The organism is Subtercola sp. PAMC28395, assembly GCF_018889995.1.
GTDB lineage: Bacteria > Actinomycetota > Actinomycetes > Actinomycetales > Microbacteriaceae > Subtercola.
Map to the genome: position 1 here is coordinate 3037946 of NZ_CP076547.1, position 12718 is coordinate 3050663.

Below are 12718 nucleotides of genomic sequence, written 5' to 3' on the forward strand. Positions count from 1 at the left end.
GTGGAAGACCAACGGCGCACTCCGGGATCACAGACTTCACTTCGTGAAGCCAACCGGGCTCGAATCGTCGACGCCATCAAGAAGCACGGCGGCCTGACCCAAGTCGAACTCGCGGGTGCCACCGGGCTCTCGCCAGCCACGGTCTCGAACATCGTGAAGGAGCTCTCAGCCTCGGGTCTGCTGCACACGGCGCCGAGCACACGCAGCGGCCGCAGAGCCCAGCACGTGACCCTGGCGCACTCGATCGGCCTCTTCGTCGGCGTCCACTTCTCCACCAGGCATATGCGCATCGCGCTGGCCGACGCAGCTCACACGGTCGTCGCCGAACATCACATGCCTCTGGCAAAAGATCACCGGGCCGACAACGAACTCGACAAGACCACCCTTCTGCTTTCGGACATGCTCGAATCGGTCGACGCCTCGATGCAGGAGGTGCTGGGAGTAGGCATAGCGGTTCCTGCGCCGATGGATGTCGAGACGGGGACGACTGCGCGCAGCGGAATCATGCGCGGGTGGGACGGCGTCGCCGTGGCCGAAGTGATGGAGCGCCGGCTGAAGAGGCCAGTGTTCGTCGACAACGCCGCGAACCTGAGCGCCCTGGCCGAATTCCGCCTCGGTGCTGCCCGGGGAAAGCGGAATGCGGTCACGCTCGACATCGGTGACGGTATCGGGGCTGGCCTGATTCTCAACGGTGCAGTCTTCCGAGGGCACAACGGCACGGCAGGCGAGTTCGGCCACACCACGATTCTCGAGAACGGACCCCTGTGCCGCTGCGGAAACCGGGGCTGCCTCGAAGCCATCGCCGGTGGCCCGGCGATTCTCGAGAGCCTGAGGGATGATCTGGGTGCCCTGAAGCTCAACGACATCGTCGTTCGCGCGATGGCTGGCGAACCCCTGTCGATGCGGGCCGTCTCAGACGCCGGCCGGCACATCGGCGTCGCCGCGGCGAATCTCTGCAACCTCCTCGACCCCGAACGCATCGTCGTCGGGGGCGAACTGGCCCGTGCTGGCGAGCTCCTCCTCGGGCCGCTCCGCCACGCCGTCGAGCGCTCGATCATCGTCGGCCCCGAGCTGATGCCCGAAATCGTCCAAGGCCAGCTGGGAGCGCGTGCGGCGACGCTGGGAGCTGCTGTGTATGCGGTCGACCAGGTGTCGATCCTTGCCGAAGAAAGAAGTGCTTAAGTTGTTATCTAATCCTTGTCTTCAAGACTTGACGACAAGGTTGAATAATGCCAAGCTCGCTCCAGTCGCCAAAGAGGGCGACCACAACGGGAGGTTCCTCAATGAAGATCGCCACCACGAGAGCGGTCATAGCCACTGCCGCGCTCCTGCTCGCAGCCGGTTCGCTCACAGCATGTTCGAACGGTTCGTCCAACAGTTCAGGCGCATCGACCGCCAACGCCTCAAGCGCGAAGATCGGTCTGCTTCTTCCTGACTCTGTCACCGCGCGGTATGAAAGTGCCGACAAGCCGTACTTCGAGGCGAAGGTCAAGTCACTCTGCCCCGACTGCACGGTTCTCTACTCCAACGCCGACGGTGACGCCGCGAAGCAGCAGCAGCAGGCTGAATCGATGCTCACCCAGGGTGTCAGTGTTCTGGTGCTCGACCCGTTCGACGGCGAAGCAGCCGCTTCGATCGTCAGCGAGGCCAAAGCCAAGAACGTGCCGGTCATCTCATACGACCGCCTCATCAACAGCCCCGACATCGCCTTCTACATCTCGTTCGACAACGAGAAGGTCGGCGAGCTCCAGGGCCAGGCCCTGGTCGACAAGCTGAAGAAGGACGGCGTTGCCGCCGGATCCGGCATCCTGATGGTGAACGGCTCACCGACCGACAACAACGCCACTCTGTTCAAGAAGGGCGCTCACTCGATCATCGACCCGTCCGGCTACAAGGTGCTTGCCGAGTTCGACACACCCGGGTGGGACCCGGCCAAGGCCCAGGACTGGGTCGCAGGCCAGATCACGCAGTTCGGTCCGCAGATCAAGGGTCTCTACGCGGCCAACGACGGCACCGCAGGTGGCGCAATCGCGTCGCTCAAGGCAGCCAACGTCAGCCCGCTCCCCCCGGTCACCGGACAGGACGCCGAACTCGCCGGCATCCAGCGCATTCTCGCTGGTGACCAGTACATGACGGTCTACAAGGCCCTCAAGCCCGAAGCAGAGCAGGCTGCAACGCTCGCTGTGTCGCTGGCCAAGGGTGAGACCGTCAAGGCGACATCGACCACCAACACGGCAGGTGGAGCGGCAATCCCGTCCTTCCTGCTCGTCCCGGCCGCTGTCACCGTCGACAAGATCCAGAGCACCGTCGTCGCTGACGGCTTCTACACCGTCGCGCAGATCTGCACCGCAGACTACGCAGCGGCCTGTGCTGCCAACGGCATCAAGTAGGTGAAGAAACCCGGTCGGGGTGTGTACATGCACCCCGACCGGGTCTACTTTTGCGTCAAGGCACCATCGCACCACCCAGACTTCGCTTCACTGCACTCACTTCACTGCACTCACTTCACCGCATTCTGTTCACCGCACTTCAAAGGAGAAATCGTGACGATGAATTCTGCCGTCGCCGAACCGCGAGGCACCACCCGAGAGCCCGTCCTCTCGCTCAAGGGAGTATCGAAAGGATTTGGTGCCGTCCGCGCGTTGACGGACATCAATCTCGATATCTACCCCGGCGAAGTCGTGGCCATCGTCGGCGACAACGGTGCGGGCAAATCCACGCTCGTCAAGATCCTGGCCGGTGTGCACCCGCAGGATTCCGGAACCATCACGTTCGACGGAACCGAGGTGAGCATCCAGACCCCCACCGCTTCGCGCGCACTCGGCATTGCCACGGTCTTCCAGGACCTTGCTCTCTGCGACAACCTCGACGTCGTGTCGAACCTCTTTCTCGGCCGCGAGATCACCCGCGGCCCGTCACTTGATGAAGAAGAGATGGAGCAACGCGCGTGGAGCCTGCTCCGCCAGCTCTCCGCGAAGATCCCCTCGGTGCGAATCGCCGTCGCCTCTCTCTCGGGCGGCCAACGGCAGACCGTGGCCATCGCGAGATCCCTCATCGGTGAGCCCAGTGTGGTCATCCTCGACGAACCGACAGCCGCTCTTGGCGTCGCCCAGACCGCCGAAGTACTGAACCTGGTGGAACGCCTGCGCGAACGGGGGCTGGGAGTCCTGCTGATCAGCCACAATATGGCCGACGTGCAGGCCGTCGCCGACCGCGTGGTCGTGCTTCGCCTGGGACGCAACAACGGTGACTTCCACGTTGCCGACGTGAGTTACGAAGAAATCATCTCGGCGATCACGGGTGCGACAGACAACGTAGTGACCCGCCGGGCCAGTGCCCACGCAAGCGCGGCCCCTGCTTCGCCCCCCGAACCAGCATCTGCTTCGTCTGCTGCTGCCCACGCGGCCGCTGCACCGAGCGAGGGCCGCGTGACCGAGCCCCTGCCAGACAACTCAACCGGTATCGACGAGGAGATCGACTGATCATGACCACCACCCCCTCTTCATCCCAGACCCCGATCCCAACGGAGACCCCGGCCGAGCGCGCCACCGACCTGCAGGACGAACGACTCGTTCGGACCGAGGGCATCGGCGGCGCCGTGCTTGCCTTCCGCCAGCGCGTGCGGGGCGGCGATCTCGGTTCACTCCCTGTCGTCATCGGCCTGGTCGTCATCTGCGTGATCTTCCAGGTTCTGAACCCGAACTTCCTGTCGTCGAACAACCTCGTCAACCTGACACTGCAATGTGCGGCAGTGGGCACGATCTCCATCGGCATCGTCCTGGTGCTGCTCCTCGGCCAGATCGACCTCTCGGTCGGGTCCGTCAGCGGTCTTGCTGCTGCCATCCTCGGCGTCGGTCTCACGCAGCTGAAGTGGCCTGTCGCCCTGGCCATCATCGTCGCCCTCATCGTCGGGGCCGCGATCGGTTTCCTGTACGGAATGCTCTTCACCAGGTTCGGCGTACCGAGCTTCGTGATCACCCTGGCTGGTCTTCTCGCCTTTCTCGGGTTGCAGCTGAAGGTTCTCGGCCCGAACGGCTCGATCAACCTTCCGTACGATTCGTGGATCGTCCAGTTCGCCCAGGCGACCTTCCTGCCACCGTGGGCCGCCTACGCCCTCGCCGTCATCGCGGCCGGCGCCCTGTTCTTCTCCGATTGGAACCGGGCGCGCCGCCGCAAGAAGGCTGGCCTGTCGACGGGCGCTGTCTCCGTGATGCTCATCAAGGCCGTTGCACTGCTGATCGTGCTTCTGCTCGCCGTCGCGTACCTCGCCACTGACCGAGGACTTGGCGCCATGTTCCTGCTGTTCGTGCTGCTGGTCGTCATGATGAACTACTTCCTCACCAGGACCCGCTGGGGTCGCTCGGTGTTCGCCGTCGGTGGTTCGGTTGAGGCCGCACGTCGAGCGGGTATCAGGGTCAACCGGGTCTACATCACCGTGTTCATCCTGTGCTCGAGCTTCGCAGCCCTCGGCGGACTCCTCGCCGCAGCCCGACTGACCAGCGCGAGCCTTTCCAGCGGTGGCGGTGACACCAACCTGAACGCCATTGCGGCGGCCGTCATCGGTGGCACGAGCCTCTTCGGTGGCCGCGGTTCTGCCTGGTCTGCACTGCTGGGTATTCTCGTGATCCAGTCGATCTCCAGCGGACTCACTCTGCTGAACCTCGACTCGTCCATCCGTTACATGATCACAGGCGCGGTGCTGCTGCTGGCCGTCATCATCGACTCGCTGTCACGTCGCTCACGCGCGAGCCACGGCCAGGCATAACCGCTGCAACGGGTACTTCCCGGAAGGGGAACGTCGACGAGCGGGTGGGGTGATCACTCCACCCGCTCGTCGACGATTCCCACGAAACCCGTGCCGATTCCGTCGTACTCACGCCTCGAGAACCCGGCGGCCAGAACCGGCAGCTCAGCGATGTCGTGATAGTCGCAGCTCAGGTAGGTGAAGGCGGGCCACCATTTCTTGGGCCTCGCAGCCTCGGTGAAGCCACAGACCGTGCACACCAGCTGTACCCACACGGGCTTCTTCCCGGTGCGGTTGGCGCGGGACTGCACCAGCCACGGTGGAGGCGAGGCGGCGATAGCCTCGAACTCCGCCTCGCTCATGCGCGCGGGCAATCCATGGCGGTGGGCCATCTCGAGCGGAATATCGAGCCTCAGTGCTGCTTCTCGGCGAGTGATCATCGCCCACAACGATAGCCCCGAATGTAGCCTTGACTGGTGGGCGCAATCTCTGGGCCTCCGGGAGGACCGCATGTCAGACCCGAGCTCAGACCCGAACTCAGACCCGACGAAGGTCACAAACCAACCCTCGCTGACGACTTCGACCGGGCGTATCTGGTTGGTGGTCGGCGGCCTGTTCGCTGGCATCGCTGGGGTGATGCTCTTCTCACTTCGAGCGTTCTCTCCGCCTGGGCTGGCCCTGTGGGCACTCGTCGCCGTCGTTCTTCTGTACCTGGGCATGATCATCGTGCAACTCGTCACCCGACGCGGCAGGCTCCGGCTCGGGATGCTCGCGGGCCTCATGATCACCATGGCCGTCGTCTCCCTGCTGAGCGTCGTGGTCATTGCAGCAAGCCAGGTGCCAGAAGCCCGTTAGCATTGCGCAAGCACGATCGGGGCGCTCCCAGCCTGTCGCCAGCTCGCTCATAGCTCATGCCGCCAGACTCGGTGCATGCGCAAAATCGCCCTTCTTGCTGCGGTGGCCACCACAGCCGTCGTCGCTCTCACCCTTGCCGGCTGCAGCTCGTCGACCAGCTCGTCCAGTTCTGCCGGGACCTGCACCCTCACTGCCCCCGGCCCGAACTCGGCCGCTGTGACGGTCTCCGGTGCGCTTGACGCCCTCCCCACCACCGCGTTCACCACACCGCTCTCGACCACCACCACAGAACGTACAGTCGCGACGGTCGGAACCGGCGCCAAGGTCACCGACGGTTCGGTGGCCACCGTGGACTTCACGCTCTACAACGGGGTCACTGGCGCACAGCTGTTCACGACGACCGACGCCGAGGTCGGGCCCCAGGCGGTCACCGTCGACGCCGCGAAATTCCTCCCTGGACTGGTCAAAGCCGTCTCGTGCGCAACCGTCGGATCGCGAATCGTTGCAGTCGTTCCCCCGGCCGATGCCTGGGGTGCAAACGGCAACTCGACGCTTGGCGTCGCCGCAGCTGACACGGTGGTCTTCGTCGTCGACGTGAAGTCCGTCGCCGCCGCATCGAGTTCCACTCCCTCGCCGAGCTCCACCCTCGACCCGAACATGCCGACCAAGGCGACCGGCGCCGCCCAGCCAGCACCAGCCGGGTTCCCGACGGTGACCCTCGCCGATGACGGCACGCCGACCGTGACGATTCCCACGACCCCCGCCCCGACGGCCCTCCAGATCGCCCTGCTCAAGAAGGGCGACGGCGAAACGGTCGCCGACGGAGACAGCGTCACCGTGCAGTACCAGGGAGTCATCTGGTCTATAGGCAAGGTATTCGACCAGAGCTGGGGAAGAGGCCCGACATCGTTTGCGACCGGCCAGGTCATCAAGGGGTTCGCCGCAGCTCTCGTCGGCAACACCGTCGGCTCACAGGTCATCGTCGTCATTCCGCCCGACCAGGGCTATGGCACCGCCGGCAACAGCACAGCGGGCATCAGCGGCACAGATGACCTCGTGTTCGTGGTCGACATCCTGGCGACCACCCACGCCTAGCTGCGCCGCCCACGGACGACTCACCCCCGGACGGCTTACCTCGGGCCGATTACCCGCGGACTGCTTGCCCGGACTCCTCAACCACGGACGACGCAGATGCAAGAGTCGCTACTGTGGTCGACCCCGTGTCGTTCGAGGCAGAGAATGGAGGGGTACGCAACGCTTCTCGAGAGGAAATCTGCTGTGGCTGCTCACTACGACGTCGTGATTCTTGGTGCTGGGCCCGGCGGGTACGTCGCGGCCGTTCGGGCTTCGCAACTGGGGCTGAAGGTGGCAGTCGTCGAACAGAAGTACTGGGGTGGGGTGTGCCTGAACGTGGGGTGTGTGCCAGCCAAGACCCTGTTGCGCAACGCTGAATTGGCCCACATCTTCAACAGAGAGGCCGACACGTTCGGAATCCGGGGCGACGTGACCTTCGACTACGGCGCAGCGTTCGACCGCAGCCGCAAAGTCGCTGACGGCCGCGCCAAGGGGGTGCACTACCTGATGAAGAAGAACGGGGTCACCGAATACGACGGCCGTGGCTCCTTCGCGGACGCGCGCACGCTCGACGTTGCCCTGACGAAGGGCGGAAGCGAAAGGCTGACCTTCGACAATGCCATCATCGCCACCGGCTCGACGGTACGGTTGCTTCCCGGCGTCGAGCTCAGCCAGAACGTTGTGACGTACGAGAACCTGATTCTCGACCGCGACCTGCCGAAGTCTCTCGCCATCGTCGGCGGCGGTGCCATCGGCATCGAGTTCGCCTACGTGATGGCCAACTACGGCGTCGACGTCACCGTCATCGAGTTCCTGCCCCGCGCCCTGCCGAATGAAGACGTCGACGTCTCCAAGGAAGTCGAGCGCAATTTCAAGAAGCTCGGAGTGCCCATCCTCACCTCGACCAAGGTCGAGAGCGTTGTTGACAACGGACTGGTGAACGGTAGCCCATCGGTCACCGTGAGCTACACCGACAAGAACGGTGTCGCCGGTTCAGTCGAGGCCGAGCGCGTGCTCATGTCGATCGGGTTCGCCGCAAATGTGACCGGCTACGGGCTCGAGAACACCGGCGTCGAACTCACCGACCGGGGTGCCATCGCCGTCGACGACTTCATGCACACGACTGTCGCCGGCATCTACGCCATCGGAGATGTGACGGCCAAGCTGCAACTCGCACACGTTGCAGAAGCCCAGGGCATCGTCGCTGCCGAGACGATCGCCGGAGCCGCGACGATGTCGCTCGGTGACTACCGCATGATGCCGCGGGCCACCTTCTGCCAACCCCAGGTGGCGAGCTTCGGCCTCACGGAACAGCAGGCTCGCGACGAAGGCTACGACGTGCGGGTCGCAACGTTCCCGATGACAGCGAATGCCAAAGCTCATGCACTGGGTGAATCGAGCGGTTTCGTGAAGCTGGTCTCCGATGCGAAATACGGCGAACTGCTCGGCGGCCACCTCGTCGGGCACGACGTCTCCGAGCTCCTGCCAGAACTGACGCTTGCGCAGAAGTGGGATCTGACGGCTTACGAACTGGCCCGCAACGTGCACACGCACCCGACACTCAGCGAATCGATGCAGGATGCCTTCCACGGTTTGATCGGGCACATGATCAACATGTAGCCGTCAGAAATTCTTGATCCGCCGGGGAACCTTGATCTGTCAGGGTCTCTTCCTGCGCGCTGTCCACAGCAGGTACCCGCTCAGGATGCCCGCCAGACCAACCCCGGCACCCATCAGTGGCCGCTCCCAGGCCTGCCAGCGCTGCCGGTCCGTCGCGGCGAATTCGCCGACTCCCCTGATCAGGGCGGCGGCGATCACCCCGGCAACCAGCCTGTTGCCGATGACTTCTGCCCGACCTACCAACGGTTCGAGTTCCTGCGCGCGCAGGTGCACTTCGAAGCCCGTCGTGTCGACGACGTCGAGCAGCGAGCGCAGTCGGTCGGGCAGTTCGGCCCCGAGCTCCGCGACGCTCAGTCCAGCCTTCCCCAGGTTCTTCACCACTGCCTTCAGCGAGTACTTCTCCGCCAGCAGCTTCTGTGTATACGGTCGCAATGCCTCGCTGAGCGTGAAGGCCGGGTCGAGCGTGACACCCATTCCCTCGACCATCACGAGCATCTTGACGAGCAGCGCGATCTCCTGCCGCAGTTGCAGGTGGTTGTTCCGCAGAACAGCCACGAGTTCCGACACAAGAGGGCCGATGTGCAGTTCGCTCAGCGACAGGTTGTGGTATTTCGCCAGAAAGCGCGTCAGATCGGCTTTCAATCGCACCCGGTCGACGTTCTCCTGCCCGACGGAGAGGTTGACAACGGCGGTCGAGATCCTGCCGGCGTCGTTCCTGCCGAAGGCCAGCAATAGAGCAACCAGCCTGTCTCGAAGATCGTCGTCGATCTCTCCGACCATGCCGAAGTCGATCAGCCCGATCGTGCCGTCGGGCTCCACGAACATGTTGCCCGGATGCGGGTCTGCGTGAAAGAAGCCGTCCTCGAGGATCATCTGCGCCACGGCATCGACGGCCCGGTTGGCGAGCGCCCTCCTGTCTATCCCCGCCGCGTCGAGGGCCGCGACATCGTCGATGCGGATGCCTGTGACCTTCTCGATCGTCAGAACACGCGATGTCGTCGTCTCCCAGCGGATCGCCGGAATGTGGATGCCCGGATTGCTGGCGAAATTCTCGGCGAACCGTTCAGCATTGTGGCCTTCGTGCAGGTAGTCGAGCTCGAACCGCAGTGACGTCGAGAATTCATCGGTGATACCCACGATGTTGAAGTCCGAGGCAGCGCTCCAATGGCGGGAGGCCTGGACGGCCAGGTTCTGCATGATCTCCAGGTCTTCGTTGACCTGCGTCACGATGCCGGGTCTCCTGACCTTCACCACGACAGCCATGCCGTCTTTCATCGTGGCAGCGTGCGCCTGGCCGATCGACGCACTCGCCAATGGTCGCGCCGTGAACTGTGCGAAGACCTTCTCCGCGGGGGCCCCGAGTTCCTGTTCGATGGCATCGCGGATCTCCTTCACCGGCACGGGCCGCGCGCTGTCTTGAAGCTTCTGGAGCTCGGCAACATACGCCGGTGGCAGCAGGTCTGATCTGGTCGAGAGCAACTGCCCGAGTTTGACGAAGGTCGGGCCCAGTTCTTCCAGTGCCGAGCGAAGCTGCGGTGGCCCGGCATTTCCGCCGGCATCGCTGCGGCCATTGGTATGGGCGACCAGTGCGGCCACCTCGAACCTGTCCAGCCCGCTGGCCCCGAGAATGAAACCGAACCCATGGCGGGCGAGGACCGCGGCGATCTGCCGATAACGCTCGATGTGCGATGCAAGTGCCACAGACCGGTGTCCTTCGTCGTTGTCGAGACAACCCCGCATCCCGAAGCTGCCCCTTTCACAGTATCGGGCCGAACAGCTCCAGGAGTAGATTGGGGGGCCCAGCCCTCCCCGGTAGACCCCAGCCCCTGGTTTCCAGACGTGTTCGACGAAACGAGCCCGAATGCAAGCCAGTACACGCATCGACGTGAACATCGCTGACCGCTCGCTGCGTCATCGCCCCGGCATCGGCCCTGGAGGTGGCACAACAGCCGACAGTTCCATTGAAGCCAACACCAGCACTGACGCCAACACCAGCACTGACCGCATAACCGGCCCCCGCACCCCCACTGGCACCGGAACCGGCACCGGCACCGGCCCACCAACCGGCCCGAGCCCGGATGACACCCCGACCGGTGCGGTGCACGGTCGGCACTGGGCGTTCGGCGAGGTATCGGTCAGCGACCTCGAGCTCGCCCCCGGACGCGTGAACCCGTCGTTGCTCGACGCCACGTCGCGCATCCGCCCGCGCCTGAGCGTGATCTTCCTGCGAGCAGGTGACTTCACGGTGTCGTACGGAGGAAGGCAGCTGCGGTTCATCGATGGATCGGCGGCGTACCTGGCCGAACCGGTGCATGTCGATGCGTGGTCTGAGGTGACGAGCCATGTCACCATCGTGTCGCTGCCGCTTCGATCGCTGAAGTTTCGCACCGACCTTCTCATTGACGAGTCCCACGCTGACGCTTCCCAGGCTCACGATCCCTACGCTGACGCTTCGCAGGCTCACGAGTCCCACGCTGACGCCTCCCAGGCCCGCGATTCACAGGACCGCGATTTGCCGGCTCACGAGCTACCGGCACACACGTTCCCGGCACACACGTTCCCGGCACACACGTTCCCGGCACACACATTCCCCGCACGCACGTTCCCCGCACAGACGTTCCCCGCACATGATTTCGAAGCCTTCGCCTACTCCACCACCGTCACGTCTCCCACGCTGTCCTTCGTCATTGCCTTGATCGATGTCGTCAACGACCATTCGATTCCTGCAGAGCCCACAGCATCAGTGCTCACCGAACTGATCCGTGGCATGTTCGAGGAAGACGCCGGCATCGGGATGCCGGCCAGGGCCACCGACCTGGGACTGCGCGCCCACGCCGACTCGCTGATCGCTCTGGGTTCCGCGCGGCCAGGCTTCAACTCACGTTCCGTCGCCAGCCAGCTCGCCCTCACCCTCACCCAACTCGAAGCGAACTTTCGGCACACCGGCAGCGGAACGACGCCAGCCGACGCGATTCGCGATCGCCGCGCAATGATGGCGATGCTGGGCATGCAGTCCTCGGGCGATGCAGCGATGACCCCGGAGTCGGTGGCCCGACAAGCGGGGTTCACGAGCGTGCGCGAGCTGCAACGGGCACTCAAATCCGCCTACGGCACAACCGTGAAGGAGATTCTGCTGGGCCAGGTGCCCGTCGAGGAGTAGCCTTCCAGCCAGAGGTGTCGCCATGAGTCCACTCAGCGCCGAACGAGGCAATTCCGAACAAGGCCGGGCAGAAACAGGCCGGGCTGAAACAAGCCGGGCAGAACCAGGTCGGGCAGAACCAGGTCGCGCCGAGACAGGTCGCGCAGCCGTGATCGTCGTCGGGGTCTTCACGGGGCAGCCTGACACGATCATCCATCAGGCCGCTGCCTTTGCTACCCGCTTCGCCGCAGCCCTGGTCTGTGTGCACGTGGATGTCGACCGCTACATCGTGCAGAGAAACGCCGACGGCACGGTCTATTCGGCGACGACCGACCCCGATCTCGCCGAAGACCGGGCGCCCGAGTTTCCCGAACGACTCCGCGCCCACCTTGCCGGCCTGCTCGACCCCACCGAGGTACGTTGGCGCACGATGGTCTCTGCGGGCGACCCGGCCGACGCGCTCAGCCATGTCGCAGAGGCGGTGGATGCTGTGGCCATCGTCGTCGGGACACACCGCCCGACCGCCCGCTCCTCCATTGCCGAGTTCTTCAACGGTTCGGTGGCGATCCATCTGGCTCACCGGCAGCACCGCCCGATCATCGTGATCCCGACCGGCGACAGTGGCCAGTCGGCACTGAACGACCTGACACGTGACCCGCTGGCCCTGTGACCCGCTCGCCGTGACCCGCTCGCCTGTGACCCGCTGGCCCGTGATCTGCTTCGCGGCGAGTGACTTTCGACCCTAGCGCCGACGTCTCCGGCAGCGGAACATGAGAGCATGCCCACCCAGGAATCCTCGCCGCACCCCACTCCGCGCGTTTCGCCGCAACTGGCACCGCCCGAAGCCGGAATTCCCGAACATCGACCTCTCTTTGTCGTGGGTGTCGACGGCTCGCCGTCTTCGGCGAAAGCCCTGCGCCACGCCGTGACTCTCGGCCAATTTCAGAACGCCCGTATCCGCGCTGTGACCGTCTGGTCGTACCCGAATTCGTACACACCCCTCCCGACCACCTGGTCGCCCGAAGACGACGCCCAGGAGATTCTCGCGGAGGTCACCGCATCGGTCTTCGGTGCCTCCGTGCCGGAGTGGTTCGAACAGAAGACCACTGAAGGTGCGCCCGCGCGAGTGCTGATCGACGAGAGCGCGAACGCCGACATGGTGATCGTCGGCAGCAGGGGTCACGGCGGATTCGCCGGGCTGCTGCTCGGATCCGTGAGCTCGCAATGCGCCGAGCATGCCGGGTGCCCCGTGCTCGTGGTGCACGGAACCGACGCGGTCTGACCGC

The 12718-nt window shown here is 64.5% G+C and carries 12 protein-coding genes; 10 read left to right on the top strand and 2 right to left on the bottom strand.

Going from position 1 to position 12718, the window contains the following annotated elements; all coding sequences use genetic code 11:
- The 4 genes from KPL76_RS13905 (at nucleotide 1) to KPL76_RS13920 (ending at nucleotide 4765) form a co-directional block, all read left to right on the top strand.
- Nucleotides 1-1182 carry an ROK family transcriptional regulator gene (locus KPL76_RS13905; protein ID WP_216334111.1) on the top strand — a complete coding sequence of 394 codons (1182 nt, stop codon included), beginning with the start codon at nucleotides 1-3 and terminating at the stop codon, nucleotides 1180-1182.
- Between the two features lie 101 nt (nucleotides 1183-1283).
- Nucleotides 1284-2390 (top strand): sugar ABC transporter substrate-binding protein, encoded by a 1107-nt coding sequence (locus KPL76_RS13910; RefSeq protein WP_216334112.1) that lies wholly within the window; start codon nucleotides 1284-1286, stop codon nucleotides 2388-2390.
- 159 nt (nucleotides 2391-2549) lie between these two features.
- On the top strand, nucleotides 2550-3482 hold the full coding sequence (locus tag KPL76_RS13915; RefSeq protein WP_216336539.1) for an ATP-binding cassette domain-containing protein: 933 nt from the start codon (nucleotides 2550-2552) through the stop codon (nucleotides 3480-3482).
- A gap of 2 nt (nucleotides 3483-3484) precedes the next feature.
- Nucleotides 3485-4765 (top strand): sugar ABC transporter permease, encoded by a 1281-nt coding sequence (locus tag KPL76_RS13920; protein ID WP_216334113.1) that lies wholly within the window; start codon nucleotides 3485-3487, stop codon nucleotides 4763-4765.
- A gap of 53 nt (nucleotides 4766-4818) precedes the next feature.
- Here the strand turns inward: KPL76_RS13920 and KPL76_RS13925 are convergent, their stop codons facing one another.
- Nucleotides 4819-5184: a hypothetical protein gene (locus KPL76_RS13925; RefSeq protein ID WP_216334114.1), complete on the bottom strand. Its 366-nt coding sequence runs from the start codon at nucleotides 5182-5184 to the stop codon at nucleotides 4819-4821.
- Between the two features lie 70 nt (nucleotides 5185-5254).
- Between KPL76_RS13925 and KPL76_RS13930 the strand changes: the two genes are divergently transcribed.
- The 3 genes from KPL76_RS13930 to lpdA all read left to right on the top strand — a co-directional run bounded on the left by KPL76_RS13930 (nucleotide 5255) and on the right by lpdA (nucleotide 8293).
- Entirely contained in the window at nucleotides 5255-5599 is a 345-nt protein-coding gene (locus tag KPL76_RS13930; RefSeq protein WP_216334115.1) for a hypothetical protein, read from the top strand.
- A 75-nt stretch (nucleotides 5600-5674) separates the two neighbouring features.
- On the top strand, nucleotides 5675-6694 hold the full coding sequence (locus tag KPL76_RS13935; RefSeq protein ID WP_216334116.1) for an FKBP-type peptidyl-prolyl cis-trans isomerase: 1020 nt from the start codon (nucleotides 5675-5677) through the stop codon (nucleotides 6692-6694).
- 144 nt (nucleotides 6695-6838) lie between these two features.
- Nucleotides 6839-8293 (top strand): dihydrolipoyl dehydrogenase, encoded by a 1455-nt coding sequence (gene lpdA / locus KPL76_RS13940; RefSeq protein ID WP_216334117.1) that lies wholly within the window; start codon nucleotides 6839-6841, stop codon nucleotides 8291-8293.
- 39 nt (nucleotides 8294-8332) lie between these two features.
- Here lpdA and KPL76_RS13945 read toward each other — a convergent pair whose 3' ends face one another.
- Nucleotides 8333-9994 carry an AarF/ABC1/UbiB kinase family protein gene (locus KPL76_RS13945; RefSeq protein ID WP_253202062.1) on the bottom strand — a complete coding sequence of 554 codons (1662 nt, stop codon included), beginning with the start codon at nucleotides 9992-9994 and terminating at the stop codon, nucleotides 8333-8335.
- A gap of 160 nt (nucleotides 9995-10154) precedes the next feature.
- On the opposite strand from KPL76_RS13945, the gene KPL76_RS13950 reads away from it, so the two are divergent.
- The 3 genes from KPL76_RS13950 (at nucleotide 10155) to KPL76_RS13960 (ending at nucleotide 12714) form a co-directional block, all read left to right on the top strand.
- Nucleotides 10155-11453, top strand: a complete 1299-nt coding sequence (locus KPL76_RS13950) for a hypothetical protein (protein WP_216334122.1) — start codon at nucleotides 10155-10157, stop codon at nucleotides 11451-11453.
- A gap of 22 nt (nucleotides 11454-11475) precedes the next feature.
- On the top strand, nucleotides 11476-12102 hold the full coding sequence (locus tag KPL76_RS13955) for a universal stress protein (protein WP_216334124.1): 627 nt from the start codon (nucleotides 11476-11478) through the stop codon (nucleotides 12100-12102).
- 108 nt (nucleotides 12103-12210) lie between these two features.
- The gene (locus KPL76_RS13960) at nucleotides 12211-12714 is read left to right on the top strand and encodes a universal stress protein (RefSeq protein WP_216334126.1); all 504 of its coding nucleotides are present in this window, start codon (nucleotides 12211-12213) and stop codon (nucleotides 12712-12714) included.
- Nucleotides 12715-12718: the final 4 nt, after the last annotated feature.

Coding starts and splice junctions, on each gene's coding strand:
- KPL76_RS13910 (WP_216334112.1), top strand. CDS start 1,284: ATGAAGATCGCCACCACGAGAGCGGTCATAGCCACTGCCGCGCTCCTG.
- KPL76_RS13915 (WP_216336539.1), top strand. CDS start 2,550: ATGAATTCTGCCGTCGCCGAACCGCGAGGCACCACCCGAGAGCCCGTC.
- KPL76_RS13920 (WP_216334113.1), top strand. CDS start 3,485: ATGACCACCACCCCCTCTTCATCCCAGACCCCGATCCCAACGGAGACC.
- KPL76_RS13925 (WP_216334114.1), bottom strand. CDS start 5,184: ATGATCACTCGCCGAGAAGCAGCACTGAGGCTCGATATTCCGCTCGAG.
- KPL76_RS13930 (WP_216334115.1), top strand. CDS start 5,255: ATGTCAGACCCGAGCTCAGACCCGAACTCAGACCCGACGAAGGTCACA.
- KPL76_RS13935 (WP_216334116.1), top strand. CDS start 5,675: ATGCGCAAAATCGCCCTTCTTGCTGCGGTGGCCACCACAGCCGTCGTC.
- lpdA (WP_216334117.1), top strand. CDS start 6,839: ATGGAGGGGTACGCAACGCTTCTCGAGAGGAAATCTGCTGTGGCTGCT.
- KPL76_RS13950 (WP_216334122.1), top strand. CDS start 10,155: ATGCAAGCCAGTACACGCATCGACGTGAACATCGCTGACCGCTCGCTG.
- KPL76_RS13955 (WP_216334124.1), top strand. CDS start 11,476: ATGAGTCCACTCAGCGCCGAACGAGGCAATTCCGAACAAGGCCGGGCA.
- KPL76_RS13960 (WP_216334126.1), top strand. CDS start 12,211: ATGCCCACCCAGGAATCCTCGCCGCACCCCACTCCGCGCGTTTCGCCG.